This is a genomic window from Mycetocola zhadangensis, assembly GCF_003668565.1.
GTDB lineage: Bacteria > Actinomycetota > Actinomycetes > Actinomycetales > Microbacteriaceae > Mycetocola_A > Mycetocola_A zhadangensis.
On the sequence record NZ_RCWJ01000001.1, the window covers coordinates 1,150,061 to 1,171,839 of the forward strand.

Genomic DNA, 21,779 nt, shown 5'->3' on the forward strand with positions numbered 1-21,779 from the left:
TGTCGTTCGCGCCGTGTGGCAGCTTGAGTTTAAGCGTGTCGGATGTGAGTTCAGGACGACGACGTGGCGAGAGCCTCGTCGATGAGGGTCAGCATCCGGCTTGACCCTTCGAGCGTCCCCATGAGTCGCGACTGAACAGCCATATCCTGAACGCGCATCCTGTCTGTCATGAGCGGAATCAGTGAGGAGGAAATCCACTCGGGAGTGAATTTGGCGTCGAGCACGATGACGGCACCGCCGGCGTTCACGGCGTCAGCGGCGTTGTATCGCTGTTCACCGTTTCCAACCGGGTATGGGACATATGCGGCGGGAATACCGAGGGCGCTCAGTTCCGAGACCGTTGCGGCCCCCGCGCGTGAAACCGTGAAGTCAGCGACGGCGAGGGCGAGGTCCATGCGGTCACAGTATGGCGCCATCCGGTAATGCCTCGTGCCCGGGTCGGTCAGGTCGGATTTGTCCCCCGTGATGTGCAGGATCTGGAAGCCGGCGTCGATGATCATGTCGCGGGAGTCGTAGATGGTCTTGTTGACCTTGCGCGCACCCAGTGATCCGCCAGTGACGAGGAGGGTCGGCCGGTCGTCCGCGAGGTCGAAGACGTCTCGGGCCTCGCGGCGGGCAGCGTCCCGGTCAAGCCGTTCGATTTCGCGGCGGAGCGGCATCCCGACGAATCGCGAGTTGCGCAGCCGGGTGCCGTGGAACGCCACACCGACGAATTTCGTGTAGCGCGCGCCCAGCCGGTTAGCCAGCCCGGGCTTCGCGTTCGCCTCGTGCAGGACAAGCGGAACTTTCGCCCGTCGAGCGGCGAGATATGCCGGTGCTGAGGCGTAGCCGCCGAAGCCAACGACAACATCGATCTGATGGGTGGAGATCATCTCGACCACACTCGCGACGGCCGCTGAGAACCGGGGGGCGAAGCTGAACACTGAACCGTTCAGCTTGCGGGGAAACGGCAGCTTTTCGATGGTCAGGAGTTCGTAGCCACGCTCAGGGACGAGCCTGGCCTCAAGGCCTTCCTTCGTTCCAAGAACGAGAACGTGAGCGTCTGGGTCACGTTCGGTAATGGCATCCGCTATTGCGAGAAGAGGGTTCACATGGCCAGCGGTACCTCCGCCAGCGAGAAGGTAGTTCGTCATCGGGTATATCGCTCTCCTGCTAAGGGGAATCGGGGTTTCGAGGCCTGCTCGCGTGCAAATGACAGCACGATGCCAACGGCGCAGAGGGACGTCAGGAGTGCCGTTCCTCCCGCTGAGATAAAGGGAAGTGGAACACCGAGAACCGGGAGGAGCCTGAGTACGACCCCGATGTTTACGAACGCCTGGCCGATGATCCAGACCAAAATAGCGCCGGTTGTGATGCGGACGAACGGGTCGGAGCTGGCACGGATCACACGAACGAAGGACACAGCGAGGAGCACGAACATGATGAGGACGACTGTCGCCCCGATCAGACCGAGTTCCTCACCGATGATGGCAAAGATGTAGTCATTCGACGCAGCGGGCAGCCAGGAGTACTTTTCGCGCGAGTTACCGAGCCCCAGGCCGAACACTCCCCCGTTTGCCAGCGCCCAGGTGCCATGAAGCGGCTGCCAGCAGAGGTTCTCGTAGTCGGCGCACTCTTCGTCGAGGAAGGTGAGGATGCGCGCCATCCGGTTCGGGCTGATGAGGGCCATCACCGCGAAGAGGGCAACACCGGCGAGAACGGGGACGAGCAGGAAGCGAAGCTTGAGGTTCGCGAAGAACATGGCACCGATCACGATGCCAGCCATGATGACGACGGTTCCGAGGTCCCTTCCGCCGAGGACGAGGCCCAGCGCGATGGCGGAGACAGGGACAACGGGAATGAGCGCGTGTTTCCAGTCGCTCAGCAGGTTGATCTTCTTGCCCAGAATGAATCCAAGCCAGACAGCAAGGGCAAGCTTCAGCAGTTCGGAGGGCTGGCCATTGATGGGCCCGATCGCGATCCAGTTGCGGTTTCCACCCTCGGTGATGCCGAGAGGGGTAAACACAAGGAGCTGGAGGACAAGAGCGCCGAAGAGCGCGAGCCAGGCCCACTTCTTCCAGAAGCGCACCGGGATGCGGGAAATCACGAGCATCAACGGAATGCCGATCAGCGCGTAGGTCGCCTGCTTCCAGAAGCCGCCGAAGAATCCCTTGTTGTCGAGGAAGGAATCGACGGAGGAACTGGAGAGCACCATGACGAGACCAACGCCAACGAGAAACACAGTTGTGCAGAGGACGAGCAGGTAATTGCTCGATTCCGGGCGAACGTATGCGCCCAGTCGTATCCTCGAACTTCTGGCGCCGGTGTCTTCGCTAAGCGAACGGTTGGTTGGTGGGGCGCTCATCTGCCTCACCTTCCCATCGTTCACGTACAGCGTTCGAAAACAGTCGGCCACGTTCCGCGTAATCCGTGAACTGGTCCATCGATGCGGCGGCGGGTGCGAGGAGCACCACATCACCAGCAACTGCGAGTCGCGACGCAAGGTCCACGGCTTGCGGCATGACATCTTCAGTGTGATCCGCGTCGACCTCGGCGAGAGGGACGTGGGGCGCGTGTCGCTCGAATGCGCCGAGGATGGCGGACCGGTCCTTGCCGATGATGACCGCACCGCGGAGCCGGTCGCTGTGTCGGGCAACGAGGTCTCCGACGTCGACGCCCTTGAGCAGTCCGCCGAGGATCCAGACCACTGAAGGGTATGCCCCGAGCGACGCGTTCGCGGCGTGCGGGTTCGTCGCCTTCGAGTCGTTGATCCAGCTGATGTTGTTGCGTGTCAGAACGGGCTGGATCCGGTGGGCGTCGAGTCGGAATTTGTTGAGTGCTGAGCGCACCTGCGCGGGTGTCACGCCATACGAGCGTGCGAGTGCGCTCGCAGCGAGGACGTTGGCAACGATGTGTGGCGCCGCGAGGCCCGCAGCATCCAGGTCGGCGACGGTGGTGACCTCGAGCGCGGAGGTCGACCGCTCCTCCAGGAACGCACGGTCAACAACTATGCCGTCGACAATGCCGAAATCGCTTGGGCCGGGTACGCCCAGGTCGAATCCGATGGCGCGTGCGCCCTCTTCAACGTCCGCGTCTCGAAGCAGGGCTTCGGTACGCGAGTCAGATTTGTTGTACACGCATGCGACGCGGGTCCTGTCGTAGACCTGTCCCTTCGCCGCAACGTACGCGTCGAACGAGCCGTGCCAATCGATGTGGTCCAGCGCGATATTCAGGCACGCGCTCGAGAACGGTGTGACGAAGTCCGGGCCGGCCTGCGCTCCGAGGTAGTGCAACTGGTAGCTGGAGAGCTCAACGACGAACACATCGAAGCCCTGGGGGTCACGAACGGCGTCGAGGACCGGCACTCCGATGTTTCCGCACGGTGCGACTCGAAGCCCAGCCTCTGCGAGCATCGCGGCCGCGAGCTGGACGGTCGTGGTCTTGCCGTTTGTTCCGGTGACAAGGATCCACTCGGCGGGAGTGCCCGTCTTGTCGCGGACTCGCCAGGCGAGCTCGATGTCTCCCCATACGGTGACCTGGTTGCGAGCTGCCCACTCGAGCAATGGGTGATCGGGGTGGAAACCCGGCGACACAATGAGCACCTCTGGATGGTGCTCGTCAAGGTCGACAGGCACCTGGGAGAGATCGGTCTGGACGAGCCGCGCGCCGATGACACCCACAAGGCCCGCGCGTTCGTTGTCGCCCTCTGGCGCGAGCACGAGGACGTCAGCTCCGAGTTCCGCGAGCGTGTCTGCCGCGGCAAAGCCGGTGACGCCGAGACCAAGTACGGCGACCCGAAGGCCTTTCCAGTTCGCGTGCCAGCTGGTGAGCGAGTTCAAGCGGTCGGACATGTTAGCGCAGGATCCATTCGAGGTAGAAGGTTCCGACACCGGCTGCTGCGAGGAGCCCACCGACGATCCAGAACCGTACGACGACGGTCACTTCAGCCCATCCCTTGAGCTCGAAGTGGTGGTGGATAGGGCTCATTCGGAAGATCCGCTTGCCGTGGGTGAGTTTGAAGTAACCGCGCTGCACGATGACCGAGCCGGTCTCGATGACGAAGAGGCCACCGATGAGCACGAGCAGGAGCTCGGTGCGGGTGAGGATCGCAAGCGCGGCAATGGCTCCACCGAGCGCAAGCGAGCCGGTGTCACCGAGGAAGATCGACGCTGGCGACGTGTTCCACCACAGGAAGCCGACAAGTGCGCCTGCGATCGCGGCGGCGACGATAGCCAAAGCCAGAGGATCGCGGACTTCGTAGCACTTGTACGCGACTTCGTCGGCAATGGACGCCCCGAAACAGGATTGGTTGTACTGCCAGAAGCCGATGACGACGTACGATCCGAACGCGAGGATGGACGCTCCTGTTGCCAGCCCATCCAGTCCGTCGGTGACGTTGACGGCATTCGAGGTCGCTGTGACGAGGAAGCTGGTCCACAGGAGGTAGAGCACCACTCCGATCACTGGACCGAGGATCATGAGGTTCAGTGGGAGATCGCGCGTCACCGAGATGGCTGTCGACGCCGGGGTGACCCCTTCAGCGCTCGGGAAGTTAATGGCGAGGATGCCGAAGATCACGGCGACGACAACCTGACCGAAGACCTTCGCCCAGCCTGTCAGCCCGAGGCTGCGCTGTTTGCGCGTCTTCGTGAAATCGTCGATGAAGCCAACGATGCCCAGCCCGACCATCATGAAGAGCACGAGGAGTGCGGAAACACTGATCGCGTCACCCGTGATGATCATGGCGGTGAAGAAGCCGAACAGCGTCGCCAGGATGATGACAATGCCACCCATCGTCGCCGTTCCCCGCTTCGCGTGGTGGGATTTGGGACCGTCATCGCGGATGAACTGACCCCACTGGAGCTTTCGGAACAGCTTGACGAAGACCGGGGTGAGGAAGAGAGAGAAGGCCATCGACAACGCCGCGGCCGTGAGGAGTGCTACCACGAGAACAGTTCTCCTAACCGGTCACCCAGGAATCGTAGTTGGGCAGAATTGGAGGACTTCACAAGGACTGTGTCTCCGGGGATGATCTCTGCGGCGAGGTAGTCGTAAGCCGCATCCATATCGCCAAAGTACACGCTCTCACCGTCCCAGGAACCCTCGTTGATGGCGCTGATATGCATTCGGCGGGCTTCTGGCCCGACGACCACGAGTCGCGAAATGTTCAGCCGGACGAGTTGCAGGCCGATTCTGTCGTGTTCATCACCCGAATATTCACCGAGTTCGCTCATCGCACCGAGCACGGCGATCGTGCGCTTGGACGGCTCTGAAATCTGCGCGAGCGTTTTGATCGCCGCCGCCATCGAGTCCGGGCTGGCGTTGTACGCGTCGTTGATGATCGTGACGTCGTCCTTGCCGCCGAGCACCTCCATGCGCCAACGCTCCGCCCGCTCCAACGTCTCGAGCGCAGCCGCCGCCCGCGCGAGCGGAACTCCGAGCGTTGATGCGACGGTGAGAGCCGCAAGCGCGTTGGAGACGTGGTGTTCTCCCAGGACGCGAAGCCGTACCTTGACCGGTTCTTCGTCCGGAGCGTGTGCGATGAACGTGGTCCCGGTCCGCGTGCCGACGATGTCTGTCGCGCGAATCATCGCTGACTCGTTTTCGCCGAATGTGAGAACGCTGGCGCGGGTTTTGTCTGCCATCGACGCCACCCGGGCGTCGTCAGCGTTGAGCACGGCGATGCTGTCGGTGTCTAGATCGGCCACCATTTCGGTCTTGGCCGCGAGTGTGGACTCGATGCCGCCGAATCCGCCAGCGTGGGCAAGTCCGACTTTCAGCACAACTCCAATGTCGGGCTTGGCGAGTTCCACGAGTCGAGCGATATGTCCAATCCCGCTCGCGCCCATCTCCACGATGAGGTACCTGGTCGATTCGGTGATGCGGAGCATGGTTGTCGGAGCACCAACCGCGTTATTGAAGGAGCGGACCGGCGCGACGGTCTCGGCCTCTTCCGAGAGAATGCGTTCGAGCATGTTCTTGGTCGTTGTTTTGCCGTTGGATCCCGTGATGCCGATGACCGTGAGGTCACCTGCTGAACGAACGCGCTCAACGACGAACTGGGCGAACTCCCCCAGCGCGATAACGGCATCCGAAACGACGATCTGCGCGATGGCGTCCTTCACCGGGTGTTCGACGATGGCCAGGGCCGCGCCGCGATCGACGGCGGCGCCGACGAAGAGGTGACCGTCTGTGTCATCGCCACGTTTGGCAACAAAAACCCCACCGGGCACGATCTCCCGTGAATCGGTCTCAACGGGACCATCGACGATTGTCTCGCCAGTGGCATCCGTCTCGGAAAGATGCAGGGAACCGGACAGCCGTTCGGCAATCTCGGAAAGGGTCAAACGAATCATAGGAAATTTCTTTCAGGCACGCAGGCTTTCGCACTGGTGCCGATGCAGCGAGAAGCTGGTGTCTCGCGCACGGGGTTAGTAGAAGCCCGGGTAGTCGGCGCCGGGCGTTGTCGACGGTGGGATTCCGTACTTCTTGATCACCTGGAGGACGGCTTCCTTGAACACGGGTGCCGCTGCCGCTGATGAGCGCTTGTAGAGCGGGTCTTTCAGGGTCACGGTCACGACGTATTCAGGGTCGTCGGCCGGAAAAGCACCGGCCATTGATGAATAGAACGTGTCTTGAAGTATACCGCCGATGATCTGTTCACCCGTTCCGGACTTCGCAGCGACGCGGTAGCCGGGGATCTCGAGCTCTTCAGACCAGAAGCCCTCTGTGACGACGGTTTCCATCATTCCGAGGGTTTGCAGCGCTGCTTCCTCGGATACAACGCGCTGAGGTTTCCCTTCAGCGGGCACGTCGGTGACGGTCCCGTCGGGGTACGTGCACCCTTCGATCAGCTGCAGAGGGAGCTTTTCGCCGAGGTTAGCCAGGGCTTGGTATGCACCGGCGAGTTCGATGCCTGTCACGTCGACACCCTGGCCGAACATGGTCGTGTAGTAGGTCTGGTTGTCCCATTCCTGCCACGGGTGCAGCGTGCCCTGCTGCTCCCCCGGGAAATCAATCGAACTCTTGTGACCGATACCGAATGCGTCGAGGTAGTTGTAACGCTTCTCAGGGCTCAGCTTCTCGCCCAACTGGCTGGTGCCTGTGTTGGACGAGGTCTGCAGTACGCCGGCCAGGGTGAGCTGCTGGCGCTCGTGCGGCAGTGCGTCTTTGATGCTCGCACCGTTCGACGGCTTGTACCGATAGTCAGCGATGACCTGTGAGGCCGGCGTCGCCAGCCCAGCGTCGATCAGGGACGCGGCGGTCAGCGGCTTGAACACCGACCCAGGTTCGAACCGGTTTTGGAACACATAGGACCGGCGGTCATCGGACGCCGTCGCCGTGATGTTGTTGGGGTCGAGTGACGGGGCCTCAGCGATCGCTCGGATCTTGCCCGTCTTCGCTTCGGTGACAGTGATCGTTCCCCATGCCGCGCCCTGAGCCTCCACCTGGGAGGCGACGAGCTGCTGCATGTACCAGTTCAGATCGGCGTCGAGCGTGAGTTTGAGCTCGCCACCCGGTTCAGGTTCCTTGGTGATGGTCGTGGTTCCTGGCAGCGCGACGCCGTCCTTGCTCCTTTGGTACGCTTCCTGGCCGTTGGTCCCGGTCAGGCAGCTGTTCTCGGAAAGTTCTAGGCCGCCGAGACCGGCGTTATCGCTCCCGACATACCCGATGACGCCTCCGGCGATCGCCCCGTTTGGATATGTGCGTCCCGAGGTCTGCTTCGGGTAGATCCACCAGATGCCTTGCTTTTTGAGTTCGAGGAGCGCCTGGTAGGTGTCGTACTCAACGCCTTTGATCAGATAGGCGAAGTTGCTCGACGGGTCCGCGGCGAGGGCACCATCGACGATCGCGAGCAATTCCTCTTTGGACTGGCCGGTGACCGCACCGATCTCGGCCATGGCCTGCTCGACGGTGACTGTGGTTTTGTTGCCATCCTCGCCGGTGCGCGAGAATTCGTCGACGTCCTTAGGCGAGATCGTGACATCGAAAAGAGTGACGCTTCCGGCCAGCTTCGTCCCGTTCGTGTCGACGATAGATCCGCGCGGAGCGTAGATCGTTCCTTCGCTGGACGTTTTTGTCAGGGAGTCATCCACGAGCGCGCTCGCTCGGACAACTTGGATATCCACGAGGCGAACGACGAAGACTCCGACGATAGCGATCACGCAGACGATGGCTGCTGCCACCCTGCGCCGTGTCGAGAGCGAATGTTTCACTGCGTTTGTCCTTCGCGCCTAAGCCCCGGCGTTTAGTGGGTCTGAGGCGACGGGATCCCGTTGTCCAACGATATGGGCGCCGCCGGCGCCGCAGCGTCTGCCACGCCAGAGTTGGCAGGATCAACGGTTTGTTCCGGAACCGTGACGAGCGGGAGGTCAGCGATCAGGGAGTTCGCCACGAGCGTGGACGCGCCGACCGGAACGCTGCTGTCTGCTGTCCCAGCGGCGGGCACCCCGACGATCCCGCCGTCGGAAAGCCGGAGATATGCGGGAGTTCCGCTGATGACCATGCCGAGCGCCTGAGCGTTTGCGGCGATGAACTGTGGCGATGAGACCTCAAGCAGGTTGTCAGTGACTGCCTGCTTCTCCCAGGTCAGTTGCGTCTGCTGCTGAGTCAAAGCGGACATCTCATACGCACCATGGCTGAGTCCAACGCTGAGTAAAAGCTGCGTGACAACAATCGCCAGAATGCCGGCTACGGCACCCACCGCGTAGGCAATCTTTGGCCGTGCACGTCGTGCGGTGCTCGCCGGGACAGCGCGAAGCGGGCGCTCTGGCGTGTTCCGCCTCGGCGCCGCCGGGGTGGAGAGGGGGAACGATGTCGCCAGGTTCGCACTCATGAGTTTTCTGCTTTCAGTCGTTCTGCTGCACGCAAGCGAACGGGTGTCGCTCGCGGGTTCGCTGCTTTTTCGTCATCCGTCGCCAGTTCGGCTCCTCGAACGAGTAGCCGGAACCTGGCACTGTGCTCGGGAAGCTCAACCGGGAGGTCGGCCGGAGAAGTCGATGAGGTCGCCGCCGAGAGATCGCGTTTCACGATGCGGTCTTCGAGGGACTGGTAGGACAGCACCACGATTCGCCCACCTACGGAGAGGGTTCCGAGTGCGGCGGGAATTGCCCGCTTGAGAACGCTGAGTTCGGTGTTGACCTCGATGCGAAGCGCCTGAAATACGCGCTTGGCGGGGTGCCCGGCGCGGGACAGGGCTGCGGGCGTTGCGTCCTGCAGCAGCTGAACGAGTTGACCGGACCTGGTGATCGGTTCGATCTGTCGTGCCTCGATAATCTTGCGGGCGTATCGAGCCGCAAGCTTCTCTTCGCCGTAGTCCTCAAAGATGCGTCGAAGGTCACCCTCGCGGTAGGTGGCGAGGATCACCTCAGCGGTTAGCTCGCTCGTCGCATCCATTCGCATGTCGAGCGGCGCGTCCTGGGAATAGGAGAATCCGCGCTCAGCGCGGTCAAGCTGAAGCGACGAAACACCCAAATCGAAGAGGATGCCATCTGCCGCGGCAAATCCCAGACCGTCCAGTGCGTCAGCGATTCCGTCGTAAACCGTGTGTACAGGGTGGAACCTGCTGCTGAATCTTTTGAGGCGCTCTTCGGCAATGGCGAGTGCGTCCAGGTCCCTGTCGAGGCCAACGAGCTGCAGTTCCGGGAAGCGCTCCAGAAAAGCTTCGGCGTGCCCACCCATGCCGAGGGTCGCATCGATGAGGACAGCACCAGGCTTCGAGAGCGCTGGGCTGAGCAGCTCGACCGTGCGCTCGAGCATGACCGGGGTGTGAATGTTGTTAAATTCCATAGCTTTTCCGGATTGCCCCTGAATCCTGATCCCCATCCATTCCGACCTGGCACCGGGGAAGTGTGCCAGGGCGAGCGAACGGCTGGGAGTCAGAGCTCAGGGACTAGAACAATCCAGGAATCACCTCCTCTGCTGTGTCGGCGAAGGCAGCTTCCTGCTCCTCGAGGTACTTCTCCCACGCTTCGGTGTCCCAAATCTCAGCGCGGCTGCCCGCTCCGATCACTGTGAGGTCACGCGAAAGCCCTGCGTAGGTTCGCAGCGAAGCCGGAACGGTCACCCTGTTCTGCTTATCGGGTGTCTCAGCGCTCGCTCCGGAGAGAAAGACGCGGAGGTAGTCGCGGGCCTGCTTGCTTGTAACCGGTGCCTGGCGGATCTTGTCGTGGAGCGCCTCGAACTCGCGCGTGCTGAACACATAGACGCAGTGCTCCTGCCCGCGAGTCATGACGACTCCCCCGGCCAGCTCCTCGCGAAACTTCGCGGGAAGGATGATCCGGCCTTTTTCGTCGAGCTTGGGGGCGTAGGTGCCAAGAAACATCGGCAGATCCCCCTTCGATTCCGGCCAAGCATCAGGTTGCCTCCACTTTACTCCACTTAGCACCACATATCTACGAAATCGCGGGAATCAATGGGTTTGGACTCGCAAATTGGCGCGCCAACACTGGGAACTGTCGAGTGGAGGGAAATGGAGACGATCTGCATCGGGGGATGCTGCGGCGCGGCCACACAGGGGTCCAAGGCGAGGACCGCACACGCCTGGGCCTGAAGTGGAGGGCAGTGGAGGATCGCTATCGGGGCGCGAAAAATGAGCGCCAGCGATCACCGGCGAGACGTGCCGCCCCAGAAAAGGCAACAAAAAAGGGCCGACCACTATGGTCGGCCCGACAAACGGTGAAGAGTTTATGTGCCCCGGCGGCAGCTAACGGCGAGGATCTGGTGGAGGTTAGCGGTCGTCCTGTCGCTTGTCCCAGCGATCATTCATTCGATCCATGAACGAAGCGGATGCTTTCGGTTTTGATCCGCGCGAAGCTCCCGTAAACGGCGACTCGGGAGTCGAGCTTGCCGATCCCTTGCCTGGGGAGATCGCCACCATCACACCGACGAGCATGGCGGCGAAGCCGATGATGCCAATGATGGGCTGTTGCAAGATGACGCCGGCAACCAGCGCACCGGCACCGACGATTGTGACAACACAGCCGATCGCGATATTGCGATAGCTCGGTCGCCCCTTTCGATTCCCGACGGTCGATACGAAATCAGCGTCGTTCCTGTAGAGGTTGCGCTCCATCTCATCGAGAAGCCGTTGCTCCTGTTCAGACAGTGGCATGATGTTCCCTCCAACTTCGGGTTCGACGCAGGTTCATCTGTGTCAATTCTAGCCTTGCTCCGATGGCTAGGCTAGCGATGTGAATGAAACCGTCAACCTGAACGACCTTGTCCAGTCTCGGATCGGTGATTTCATTGCATCGCGAGAGTCAATTCTCTCCCAAGTGGGCTCAGGGCTCGATCCCTTCGCTGCCTTTTCTAGGGACTTTCTCAGCGGTGGCAAGCGCTTCCGTGCCCGCTTTTGCTACTGGGGCTGGCAGAGCGTCTCGGAAGCACCAGAGCACCCCGCCGTGAGCGGAAGCGCAACCCTTTCGGACGTCATTTCGGTGGCAAGCGCGCTGGAGATTTTCCACGCGGCGGCGCTGGTGCACGACGACATCATCGACAACTCGGACACCCGTCGAGGCGCGCCGAGCGCACACCGTCGATTTGAGCAATTGCACAGGCAGGGAACGTGGGCCGGCAATGGTGATGAATACGGCCGAGCGGCCGCAACGCTGCTCGGCGACCTCCTCCTCGGATGGAGCGACGAGCTCCTCGACGAAGCCCTCGACAACTGCGCTCGGCCGGTGGCTCGAGCCGCGCGCTCCGAGTTCAACAGGATGCGCACCGAGGTGACCGCCGGGCAGTACCTTGACATCCTCGAGGAGCGCGCGTGGCGCTCCCATGACGACGATTCTCAATTGGGCCGCGCCCAGCAGGTGCTCATCTACAAGTCTGCGAAATACAGCATCGAAAGTCCGCTGGCGCTCGGCGCCCTCCTTGCGGGCGCCACGGAGGAGCAGCTCTCATCTCTGAGGTCTTTCGGCCTCCCCCTCGGCGTCGCCTTTCAGTTGAGGGACGACCTGCTTGGCGTCTTCGGGGACGCGACCGTTACCGGCAAGCCGAGCGGCGATGATCTTCGCGAAGGAAAGCGCACAGTGCTCATCGCTCTGACTCGAGCCGCGATCCCCGCGTCGGCTCGACGCATTCTCGACGAGCTTCTCGGAGACCCCGAACTCACCGGCAGCCAGGTTTCGTCGCTTCAAGCGACGATCCGTGAGTCCGGCGCGGTCGACCAGATCGAGGCGATGATCGACAACAACGTCGAGCGCGCGATCGCAGCACTCGACCCAGCACCGCTATCGGCTCAGGCCTCAGCGCAACTACGCGAACTCGCCGATGCTGTGACGCGTCGATCGCACTAAACGCGTCGGTCCGGATTAAAAGTAATCAAAAAGCTCGGACTGAAACGGAGCTGACTCAGGCGAGAGCCTGGGCCACGCGACGAACCTCGGCTTTGCGTCCAGCGCGAAGCGCATCGATCGGCGCGACCAGCAAGCTCTCTTCTTCGGTGAGGAGCCACCGCATGGCGTCATCATCACGGAAACCAGCGTCAGCGAGTACGAAAAGGGTTCCGCGGAGTTCGCTCATCGGTTCATTGTCGCGGAGGAAGTCCGCGGGTACGCTCAGCACGCCCTCGCGTTTGACCGCGAGCAGCTGGCGTTCTTCGATGAGTTTGCGGATACGGCTCTGGGTCACGCCTACTGCGTCAGCGATCTCGGAAAGAGTCAGCCACTGTCGCTCAGGAAACATATTTGTCACGCTACGAGTCTGCCACGCCACCGGAAGCGATCTCACCCTTTCATTCGCGGACACGCCAATTCACACCAGTCACGTTCATCACAATGGCCTCAGTGATTGACTCCTGGCACGGATCTGTGGGAGCGTGACTACCGGATGTCACACGAACGGGGGTCATTCCATGCCGTTGCCATCAGCGTCTCACTTAGTTTCTCCAGATCTGCCCACTACCGACGAGCCCACCACTAACTCGCTCACGGAGCGAGAGGCAGCCGAGCGCGACACGGAAGCCCGTGCGGCGAGTCGCCGCCGCGCACGCAACCTCACGCTGCCGCTCGTTCTGACGGGTTCCCTCGCTGCCAGCATGCAAATTGCTTTGCCTGCCGCGGCGCACTCCTCGGCGTCCTCTCCTCAGCCGCGCTCGAGCGTTCCGGCGCCCTCACTGCCCAAGGCCGCCCCGACACCTGTCGCTGTCCAGGCCGCACCGGCCCAGTACACAGTCGAATCCGGCGACACCATCTCGGGCATCGCTGCAAAGTTCGGTCTGGCAACGGCATCCGTCCTCACCCTCAACGGGCTTGGCTGGTCAAGCATGATCTTCCCCGGGCAAGTGCTGATGCTGAGCGGCGCGACTGCGAGCCCGGACGCCGCGCCGACCGCGCCAGCGCCTCCCGCTCCGGCCACCTCGACGTACACAGTCCTCTCCGGCGACACGATTTCAGGCATCGCCTCAGCCCATGGAGTGACGGTCGCAGCCGTGTTCGCCGCCAACGGGCTCAGCTCGGCCAGCATCATTTACCCCGGCCAGAACATCACTATTCCCGCAGCCGGAACTCCACAGTCCGCGCCAGCTCCCGCTCCAGCTCCCGCTCCGCCGGTGTCTTCGCCTGCCCCCTCCGCACCTCAGACGGTGACGCAGATGTCGGCAGAGATGCGGGCCAACGCCGCTGTGATCGTTTCGACCGCCAGGTCGATCGGAGTGGGCGACCACGGCATTGTGATCGCGCTGGCTGCCGCCGCACAGGAGTCGAGCCTCCGCAACGTGCAATTCGGCGATCGCGACTCCCTGGGTCTGTTCCAGCAACGCCCGAGCATGGGATGGGGAACTCCCGATCAGATCCTCGACCCGGTGCGGGCGACCAAGGCCTTCTTCGGCGGCTCGTCGAACCCGAACCCGGGCCTCACGAGCGGCCTGCTCGACGTTCCCGGCTGGAAGTCGATGAGCGTCGCCGCGGCCGCCCAGGCTGTCCAGAAGTCGGAACACCCGGACGCCTACGCGAAATGGGAAGCGTCAGCGCGCTCCTGGCTCGCCGAACTCGGTTGACCGGTTCACACGCCCGGCGAAACTTACGATCAGGTCACGAATTGCCCCTGATTAGTGGGCCATGCGGTGTTTTGCCAGCGCCAGGTGGGCATGGCTCCATAGACTTTCGTTCGTGACAACCAGCCAGCAGACCGACCCGATTATCGGCCGTCTCATTGACGACCGTTATGACGTGCGCTCTCGAATCGCCCGCGGCGGCATGGCGACCGTTTATCTCGCCACAGACCGACGCCTCGAACGGCGCGTTGCCATCAAGGTCATGCACGGCCACCTCGCGGATGACAGTAATTTCCGCAACCGTTTCGTTCAGGAAGCGCGGAGCGCGGCACGGCTCGCAGATCCTCATGTTGTGAGCGTTTTCGATCAGGGCCAGGACTCGGATCTCGCTTACCTGGTGATGGAGTACCTGCCAGGCATCACCCTTCGCGAGTTGCTTCGCGATCACGGCAAGCTGACCCCACGTCAGGTGATTGACATCATGGACGCCGTCACCAGCGGCCTCGCTGCGGCACACCGTGCCGGCATCATCCACCGCGATGTAAAACCCGAAAACGTGCTTCTCGCTGACGACGGTCGCATCAAGATCAGCGACTTCGGGCTCGCCCGTGCGGCAAGCGCCAACACGGCGACCGGACAATCGCTGCTCGGCACGATTGCTTACCTCTCCCCCGAGCTCGTCACCCGCGGCGTGGCGGATGCACGCAGCGACATCTACGCGCTCGGCATCATGATGTACGAGATGCTCACCGGCGAACAGCCGTACAAGGGCGAACAGCCGATGCAGATCGCGTACCAGCACGCCAATGAGTCGGTCCCGCGCCCGAGCGCGGTGAACCCGGACGTTCCTGACGCACTCGACGACCTCGTCCTGTGGGCGACAGAGCGCTCGCCTGACCAGCGTCCGAACGACGCACGCGAACTTCTCGAGCGTCTCCGGGAGGTCGAGAACCAGCTCGGTTACGGCGGATCCGCGAACACGCAGGCCACCATGGTGATGGCCAGCACACCGCCGGCAAGCGATGCAGCCGGGTTCACGCAGGTGCTGACCTCCCCCTCGATGCGCACCGACCCTGTCGATCCCGTCGACGCTGCATCCGCGCTCAGCACGGTCGCAGCGAAACGGCGCACAAAGGGCTACTGGATCCTCGCACTTGTCCTGCTCCTCGCCGCGCTGTCCGGCGGCACCGGCTGGTACTTTGCCGCTGGCCCTGGCTCGCACGTCTCCATACCCTCACTGGTCAATGAGAACCCGGATGCCGCATCGCAGGCCCTGATTGACCTCGGCCTCGAGGTGACACGGGGCGAGGAGTACAGCTTCGACGTGGCGGCTGGTCTGGTCTCGAGCACAAACCCTGTTCAGGGAGCCCTGGTCGATAAGGGCAGTGCAGTCACGGTGAATGTTTCACTCGGCCGCGCTCCCGTAGCGATGCCCGCGCTGGCGGGCATGCCGAGAACCGACGTCGAGGCGTTCCTCTCCGAGAACAGGCTCACTCTGGGCACTGTTGACGAACAGTTCAACGGTGACGCTGATGAGGGAATCGTTCTTGCGGCGACGGATGCTGCCACTGACGCGGATCTGTCGGCCGGCGGTGAAATCCTCCAGGGTGAGACGGTGAATCTTGCCGTATCGCTCGGCAGCATCCCCTCGGTGAGCGGAATGGGCCCAGACGAGGCACGAAGCACCCTGACCGAACGCGGGCTCCTCGTTGCGGACAAAAACCGGGAAGAGTTCAGCGACGAGGTCGACAAGGGAGTTGTCATCAACGCCGATTTGCCGGACGGCACAATTCGTCCAGGCGATTCAGCCACGCTGATCGTGTCTAAGGGCCAGGATCTGGTCTCCGTCCCAGACGTCGCAGGCAAGGTGCTTGCCGAAGCCAAGACACAGCTTGAGGAGCTCGGGTTCAGCGTCAAGGTCATCAGCGACGTAGCCGAAGCCAACTGGGGATTCCCGCTCGTCACTGTCGACCAGTCTGACCCACCGGCAGGAACCGCCATCAAGCGTGGCTCGACGGTCACCCTGACCTCGTACCTCTTCGAAGCGCCCTAACCGCGCACGCTCGCAATTGGGCCTGACGGAGTCCGCCCGTCACGACCGATGCACTGACAGCACGATGATGCACGTTTGTTTCTCAGGCCACAGAGCAGCTACCCGGCTATCTGGCTACCTCGTTGATCTCCCGGAGCTGCGCCGTTCTGTCGCCTCCGGCGTCTCCCGTATTGATAGTGCCCTTCGGCTCAATCAGGATTGCGCGAACTTCGCCGGCCGCTTGTGGGCAATGCTCGATGCCCCTCGGTACGACGAACACATCGTTCGGACCCAGGGTGACGTTCCGATCCCGAAGTTGGATGGTCAACTCACCCTCAACGACCATGAAGAATTCGTCTGTATCCGGGTGGGTGTGCCACACAAACTCCCCCTGCATCCTGACCACCTTGACGTCGTAGTCATTGATACTGGTGAGGCGATGCGGCTGCCAATGCTCCTCGATTGAGGAGAGGGCGTTCTGCACGTTGAGGACACCGTCGGTCATAACGAAATCCTACGGCGCACGTGAACGAATACATCCACCGAATGGTGGAGCCCTGAATCAACCTATGCTCAGACGCTACGGTCGATGTAGTGGGGTGGCGTGTGCTCGTAACTTCGCAGTATGGACGCTATAGAAGTACGGAATCTGCACAAACGCTACGGTAAGCACGTTGCCGTCGACGAGGTCTCCTTCACCGTGGAAGAGGGCGAAATTTTCGGCATCATCGGGCCCAACGGCGCCGGCAAGACCACGACAGTTGAGAGCATCGCTGGCCTGCGCACGCCAGACTCTGGATCAATTTCTGTGCTGGGGTTCAACCCGGTCAAGGACCGGGCGGAGGTGCGCGAGCGACTCGGCGTGCAGCTGCAGGAGAGCAGTTTTCCCGATGCGATTAAGGTCTCGGAAGCCCTCGAGCTGTACAGCTCCTTTTACCAGAACCCCGCTGACTGGCGTGAGCTCATGGATCTCCTGGGTCTAACCGAGAAGCGCCACACCAGATACAAGGCCCTCTCCGGCGGACAGAAGCAACGACTGTCAATCGCACTCGCGCTAGTGGGCACCCCGAAGATTGCCATCCTGGACGAACTCACGACGGGGTTGGACCCGCAGGCCCGACGGGATACGTGGAGCCTCATCGAAAGGGTTCGCGACGCCGGCGTGACAATCATCCTCGTCACGCACTTCATGGATGAAGCTGAGCGCCTCAGCGACAGGATCGCCGTCATCGATGGCGGGCGGGTCGCCGCAGTGGATACGCCCGCAGGTCTGATCGCTCGGTCGAGCGCTTCGCAGCAGGTCCGGTTCCGCCTCCGCCAGCCTCTCGATAAGAGCATTCTCACCGACCTTCCCGACGTAACTTCCGTCGATATGAGTGACGGACGCTGGACGGTCACAGGGAATGGACAGTTTCTGACCAGTGTCGCCGGGGCCCTCGCCAGAGCGCAGGTTGTGGCGGAGGATCTGCGTGTCGACCAGCGCAACCTCGACGACGCGTTCGTGGCCCTGACGGGACGCGCCCCGGACTCGTCTATACCCTTCGAGAGGAAGGTTGATTGATGCGCGCTCTTCCCCAGATGGTCAAAATTGAGTCCAGACTCTTCCTTCGAGACTCTGCCACCGTTCTCTTCGGCGTGCTGTTCCCGACGGCGCTCCTCCTCGGAATGGGCGCCGTCCCAGCGCTCAGGGAGTCAACGCCGGACACCGGCGGGCTACGATCCATCGACATTTGGGCGCCAACCGCGCTGGTGTTCGGAATGGTGATGATCGCCGTGCAACACATCCCGGCGGTGATCGCGACCTATCGCGAACGTGGGATCCTTCGGAGACTGTCGACCACCCCCGCGCCGCCGGGGAGCATTCTGCTCGCCCAGATGATCGTCGCATTCGCATCAGTGGTCGCGTCCGCGGCGCTCCTGATCATCTCCGCGTGGGCGGTGCTTGGCATCGCTCCGCCCGAGCGGCCTCTCGAGTTCGTCGCCGCCTTCATCGTCGGCTATGCGGCCCTGCTTGGGATCGGCTTGGTCTCCGCGGCGGTAGCCCGCACGAGCAGTGCCGCGACCCAGATCGGTACACTTCTGTTCGTTGCCCTGATGTTCTTCGGAGGAGCGTTCCTGCCCCGCGTCGTCATGCCCGACATGCTGCGCGCGGTTGGCGAGTTCATACCGCCAGGGCTGCAGGCCCTGACCACGGCATGGTCAGTGGAAGCGGGCGAGATCACCGCCACAAACGGGGGTTTGCCCTTCTGGCTGCAGATTGCGGCGATGGCTGGTATTGCCATTGTCACCACCGCGATCGCCGCTAAGCTCTTCCGTTGGGAGTAGATGTCGATGATGCGGGATACCCGAGCCGGTGAGCACCCGAGCTTTGGGACGCACGAATTTGCGATCGAGGAACCGGCGAATAACTCCACTCACTCCCGGCTGGCGTGGAAAGCAGAGCAACTGCGTGTCTGGGACAGGCTGCAACTCGTCGCCCCCTGGCTGTTGCTGACGACCTCGGCGACGATCTACTTCGCGTGGGTGCTTCCCTCTTCCGGTCAGGGATTCTGGCCCGAGGGCGCATCCGTCCTCGGGTTGGTCGCGGTCTCGGTGTTGTGGGTGCTGTTCGGTCATACGCTGCCCCTCAGGAGGCGGTCGCTCCGACCTGTTCCCGCATGCGTCTTCTTCGTGGGGCTGCTCGCGTTGTGCGTCGCCCTCATGGCTCACTCCGTCATCTTCCTCGTCTTCACCATCGCCGGATTCTTTCACGCCTACCTGCTCAGGCCGTGGCCTCTTGGGGTGGCCGGAGTTCTTGCCACCTCTGTGGTTCTGAACGGTTCGACGATGGGGGTGTGGGCTAATGCGACTCCCGAAACGATCGCAGAGTTCGCCCTGATCGTCACCGTTCAGACTGCGGCCATCGGGGTGGGTATTCTGCTGACGGCCCGCAGCGAGCCGGAGGAACGGAAGCGGGAAGAACTTGTCGAGCGGCTCGAGGCGACGCTGCACGAGAACGCCGGGCTTCACGCTCAATTGGTCGCCCAGGCGCGCGAGTCCGGAGCTCAGGATGAGCGACAACGATTGGCTGGCGAGATACACGACACACTCGCTCAGGGCCTCGCCGGCATCATCACACAGTTGCAAGCCGCGCAGCGCTCCGCGGCTGTCCAGGGCGAAACTGAAGAGCATGTCGCTCGAGCACTTCGCCTGGCCCGCAGTAGCCTCACCGAAGCTCGACGGTCGGTGCAAGCGCTCGCTCCGCAGGAACTCGGACGAGCTCACCTCCCTGACGCGGTGCGCACGCTAGTTGAGCGATGGTCGGAGGAACAAGGGATCAGTGCGCGGGTGGAGGTCACTGGCCACGGAGAACCGCTGAGCCCGGCGATCGAAGTCTCGCTCTTCCGGGTCGCACAGGAGTCACTAACCAACGTGGCGAAGCATGCGCAGGCCTCACGTGTCGGTGTCACGCTGTCTTACACCGGCAACGAGGTGCTGCTGGACGTCCGGGATGACGGACGCGGTTTTACTGAGGTCGACGGGACGGGCTTCGGCCTGACAAGCATGCGCCAACGCATCAGAGGGGTCGGCGGTCACGTAGAGGTGCAGAGCGCACGGGGCGAAGGAACATCCGTCAGCGCGCGGGTGCCGGCGATCGCGCCCGGGGGCACGAGAGCAGCAAGGGAGATCCACTCATGATTCGACTCGTGATCGTTGACGACCACCCGATCGTGAGGGGCGGTCTCCGCGACACCTTTGCGGGCTCTGATGACATCGTCGTGGTCGGCGAGGCCGCGGACGGCGCCGAAGGCATCTCACGGGCGACGCTTCTTTCAGCAGACGTCGTGCTCATGGACCTTCGAATGCCTGGCATGGACGGCGTCGCAGCGACCGCAGCCCTGCGAGAGCACTCCCCCTCCGCACGAGTGTTGATCCTGACTACCTTCGACAGCGAGAGCGACGTGCTGCCAGCCATCGAGGCGGGCGCGATCGGATATCTCCTGAAGGACGCATTGCCGGACGAACTGATGCGAGCCGTCCGTGCGGCCGCGCGAGGAGAATCGGTGCTCGCTCCGTCGGTGACCCAGCAATTGCTCGGGCAGATTCGGAAGCCCGGCCCCGGCGCCTTGACGGATCGCGAGCGAGAGGTGCTGCAACTGGTCGCGAACGGCAGTTCCAACCGGGAGGTTGCATCGGCATTGTTCATCGGTGAAGCGAGTATCAAGACACACCTGCAACACATCTACGACAAATTCGGCGTTCGCGACCGCGCCTCAGCGGTCGCCGAGGGCTACCGCCGCCGCCTGCTCACTTGACGCCAGAGGGTTCGCCCCGGCGCCGTATGACTCAGTCCGCACGCACGAAAAAATCCCCGAGCCATACAGCTTGGGGATTTCTTCGTGCGTCGAGTTGTTACTTGGCCAGTTCCTCTGCCACCAGGAAGGCGAGCTCGAGGGACTGCATGTGGTTGAGCCGCGGGTCGCAGAGCGACTCATAGCGTGTCGCGAGTGCTGCTTCGTCGAGCTGCTCCGAGCCGCCGAGGCATTCGGTGACGTCGTCACCGGTGAGCTCGACGTGGATTCCGCCCGGATGGGTTCCGACCTCGCGGTGCGCTTCGAAGAAGCCCTTGACCTCATCGACCACGTCGTCAAAGCGACGCGTCTTGTACCCATTCGGCGTTGTGATTCCATTGCCGTGCATCGGGTCGGTCACCCACAGCGGGCGAGCATCCGTTTTCTGAATTGCTTCAAGAAGCGGAGGCAGAGCGTCTCGGATTTTGCCTGCGCCCATGCGGGTGATGAAGGTCAGGCGACCAGGCTCACGATTCGGGTCGAGCTTGTCGATCAGCTTCTGCATCGTCTCGGGTGTCGTGGTTGGGCCGAGCTTCACGCCGATCGGGTTGCGCACCCGAGACAGGAAGTCAACGTGCGCTCCATCGAGATCGCGAGTGCGCTCACCAATCCAGAGGAAGTGAGAGGACGTGTTGTACGGCGTTCCGGTACGGGAGTCGATCCGGGTCATCGGGCGCTCGTAGTCCATCAGAAGACCCTCGTGACCGGTGTAGAACTCGACGCGCTTGAGCTCATCGAAGTCGGCGCCAGCTGCCTCCATGAACCGGATGGCCTTGTCGATGTCGCGCGCGAGCTGCTCGTACCGGTGGTTGGCCGGGTTCGATGCGAAGCCCTTGTTCCAGCTGTGCACTTCACGGAGGTCGGCGAAACCACCCTGCGTGAAGGCTCTGATGAGGTTGAGCGTCGATGCGGCCGTGTGGTAACCCTCAACGAGCCGGGCAGGGTCGGCGCGTCGTGACTCGGGAGTGAAGTCGTAACCGTTCACGATGTCGCCCCGGTACGCGGGCAGGGTGACATCGCCACGGGTCTCGGTGTCGCTCGAGCGGGGCTTCGCGAACTGACCGGCCATCCGGCCCATCTTGATCACCGGCATGGACGCGCCGTAGGTCAGCACGACGGCCATCTGCAGGAGAGTCTTCACCCGGTTGCGGATCTGGTCTGCCGTCGCTCCGGCGAAAGTTTCTGCGCAGTCTCCGCCCTGCAGCAGGAAGGCTTCACCTGATGCTGCCCGCGCCAGGCGCTCACGCAGAATGTCTACTTCACCGGCAAAGACGAGCGGTGGGAAGGACGCGATCTGCGCCGACGCACGAGCAACGGCATCAGCGTCGGGCCAGGCGGGCTGCTGCTTGATCGGGAGCTCACGCCAATAGTCCAAACCGGCAATCACAGAGTCATCTGCCAAAACCACCGGATCGTTTGGATCTACCACGGAACATCCTGT

20 protein-coding genes are annotated in these 21,779 nt (G+C 62.5%); 7 read left to right on the plus strand and 13 right to left on the minus strand.

Annotated elements, in window-relative coordinates; all coding sequences use genetic code 11:
* Nucleotides 1-50: 50 nt before the first annotated feature.
* The 10 genes from D9V28_RS05535 to D9V28_RS05580 all read right to left on the minus strand — a co-directional run bounded on the left by D9V28_RS05535 (nt 51) and on the right by D9V28_RS05580 (nt 11,092).
* On the minus strand, nt 51-1,133 hold the full coding sequence (locus tag D9V28_RS05535) for a UDP-N-acetylglucosamine--N-acetylmuramyl-(pentapeptide) pyrophosphoryl-undecaprenol N-acetylglucosamine transferase (protein ID WP_121658645.1): 1,083 nt from the start codon (nt 1,131-1,133) through the stop codon (nt 51-53).
* Complete coding sequence (ftsW, locus tag D9V28_RS05540; protein ID WP_121658646.1) at nt 1,130-2,344, minus strand: putative lipid II flippase FtsW; 1,215 nt, start codon at nt 2,342-2,344, stop codon at nt 1,130-1,132. Before ftsW ends, D9V28_RS05535 begins: the two co-directional genes overlap by 4 nt.
* Nucleotides 2,313-3,830 (minus strand): UDP-N-acetylmuramoyl-L-alanine--D-glutamate ligase, encoded by a 1,518-nt coding sequence (gene murD, locus D9V28_RS05545; RefSeq protein ID WP_121658647.1) that lies wholly within the window; start codon nt 3,828-3,830, stop codon nt 2,313-2,315. Before murD ends, ftsW begins: the two co-directional genes overlap by 32 nt.
* Nucleotide 3,831: 1 nt before the next feature.
* Nucleotides 3,832-4,926: a phospho-N-acetylmuramoyl-pentapeptide-transferase gene (gene mraY / locus D9V28_RS05550; RefSeq protein WP_121658648.1), complete on the minus strand. Its 1,095-nt coding sequence runs from the start codon at nt 4,924-4,926 to the stop codon at nt 3,832-3,834.
* The gene (locus D9V28_RS05555; RefSeq protein WP_121658649.1) at nt 4,920-6,335 is read right to left on the minus strand and encodes a UDP-N-acetylmuramoyl-tripeptide--D-alanyl-D-alanine ligase; all 1,416 of its coding nucleotides are present in this window, start codon (nt 6,333-6,335) and stop codon (nt 4,920-4,922) included. The genes mraY and D9V28_RS05555 overlap by 7 nt, the downstream gene beginning before the upstream one ends.
* Nucleotides 6,336-6,410: 75 nt before the next feature.
* The gene (locus D9V28_RS05560; protein WP_121658650.1) at nt 6,411-8,195 is read right to left on the minus strand and encodes a peptidoglycan D,D-transpeptidase FtsI family protein; all 1,785 of its coding nucleotides are present in this window, start codon (nt 8,193-8,195) and stop codon (nt 6,411-6,413) included.
* Between the two features lie 32 nt (nt 8,196-8,227).
* Entirely contained in the window at nt 8,228-8,815 is a 588-nt protein-coding gene (gene ftsL, locus D9V28_RS05565) for a cell division protein FtsL (RefSeq protein WP_121658651.1), read from the minus strand.
* Entirely contained in the window at nt 8,812-9,768 is a 957-nt protein-coding gene (gene rsmH / locus D9V28_RS05570) for a 16S rRNA (cytosine(1402)-N(4))-methyltransferase RsmH (RefSeq protein ID WP_183086430.1), read from the minus strand. Before rsmH ends, ftsL begins: the two co-directional genes overlap by 4 nt.
* Before the next feature lie 103 nt (nt 9,769-9,871).
* Nucleotides 9,872-10,303, minus strand: a complete 432-nt coding sequence (gene mraZ, locus D9V28_RS05575; RefSeq protein WP_121658653.1) for a division/cell wall cluster transcriptional repressor MraZ — start codon at nt 10,301-10,303, stop codon at nt 9,872-9,874.
* 405 nt (nt 10,304-10,708) lie between these two features.
* The gene (locus D9V28_RS05580) at nt 10,709-11,092 is read right to left on the minus strand and encodes a DUF3040 domain-containing protein (protein ID WP_121658654.1); all 384 of its coding nucleotides are present in this window, start codon (nt 11,090-11,092) and stop codon (nt 10,709-10,711) included.
* 79 nt (nt 11,093-11,171) lie between these two features.
* On the opposite strand from D9V28_RS05580, the gene D9V28_RS05585 reads away from it, so the two are divergent.
* Entirely contained in the window at nt 11,172-12,278 is a 1,107-nt protein-coding gene (locus D9V28_RS05585; RefSeq protein WP_121658655.1) for a polyprenyl synthetase family protein, read from the plus strand.
* A 55-nt stretch (nt 12,279-12,333) separates the two neighbouring features.
* On the opposite strand, the gene D9V28_RS05590 is transcribed toward D9V28_RS05585, so the two are convergent.
* On the minus strand, nt 12,334-12,666 hold the full coding sequence (locus D9V28_RS05590; RefSeq protein ID WP_121658656.1) for an Rv2175c family DNA-binding protein: 333 nt from the start codon (nt 12,664-12,666) through the stop codon (nt 12,334-12,336).
* A 352-nt stretch (nt 12,667-13,018) separates the two neighbouring features.
* On the opposite strand from D9V28_RS05590, the gene D9V28_RS05595 reads away from it, so the two are divergent.
* Both D9V28_RS05595 and pknB read left to right on the plus strand, forming a co-directional pair.
* Nucleotides 13,019-13,978: a LysM peptidoglycan-binding domain-containing protein gene (locus D9V28_RS05595; protein ID WP_121658917.1), complete on the plus strand. Its 960-nt coding sequence runs from the start codon at nt 13,019-13,021 to the stop codon at nt 13,976-13,978.
* Between the two features lie 112 nt (nt 13,979-14,090).
* Nucleotides 14,091-16,028, plus strand: coding sequence for a Stk1 family PASTA domain-containing Ser/Thr kinase (gene pknB / locus D9V28_RS05600; RefSeq protein WP_183086431.1), 1,938 nt, complete (start codon nt 14,091-14,093; stop codon nt 16,026-16,028).
* Between the two features lie 106 nt (nt 16,029-16,134).
* Here pknB and D9V28_RS05605 read toward each other — a convergent pair whose 3' ends face one another.
* Nucleotides 16,135-16,512 (minus strand): cupin domain-containing protein, encoded by a 378-nt coding sequence (locus D9V28_RS05605; RefSeq protein WP_121658658.1) that lies wholly within the window; start codon nt 16,510-16,512, stop codon nt 16,135-16,137.
* A gap of 120 nt (nt 16,513-16,632) precedes the next feature.
* Between D9V28_RS05605 and D9V28_RS05610 the strand changes: the two genes are divergently transcribed.
* The 4 genes from D9V28_RS05610 to D9V28_RS05625 are packed head-to-tail and all read left to right on the plus strand — an operon-like array spanning nt 16,633 to nt 20,302.
* Entirely contained in the window at nt 16,633-17,568 is a 936-nt protein-coding gene (locus D9V28_RS05610) for an ABC transporter ATP-binding protein (protein ID WP_121658659.1), read from the plus strand.
* A complete protein-coding gene (locus D9V28_RS05615; RefSeq protein ID WP_220700451.1) occupies nt 17,568-18,332 on the plus strand; it encodes an ABC transporter permease in 765 nt (254 codons plus the stop codon). Before D9V28_RS05610 ends, D9V28_RS05615 begins: the two co-directional genes overlap by 1 nt.
* A gap of 6 nt (nt 18,333-18,338) precedes the next feature.
* Complete coding sequence (locus D9V28_RS05620) at nt 18,339-19,685, plus strand: sensor histidine kinase (protein ID WP_220700452.1); 1,347 nt, start codon at nt 18,339-18,341, stop codon at nt 19,683-19,685.
* The gene (locus D9V28_RS05625) at nt 19,682-20,302 is read left to right on the plus strand and encodes a response regulator (protein WP_121658660.1); all 621 of its coding nucleotides are present in this window, start codon (nt 19,682-19,684) and stop codon (nt 20,300-20,302) included. Before D9V28_RS05620 ends, D9V28_RS05625 begins: the two co-directional genes overlap by 4 nt.
* A gap of 97 nt (nt 20,303-20,399) precedes the next feature.
* On the opposite strand, the gene D9V28_RS05630 is transcribed toward D9V28_RS05625, so the two are convergent.
* A complete protein-coding gene (locus tag D9V28_RS05630) occupies nt 20,400-21,767 on the minus strand; it encodes a class II 3-deoxy-7-phosphoheptulonate synthase (protein WP_121658661.1) in 1,368 nt (455 codons plus the stop codon).
* Between the last annotated feature and the right edge of the window lie 12 nt (nt 21,768-21,779).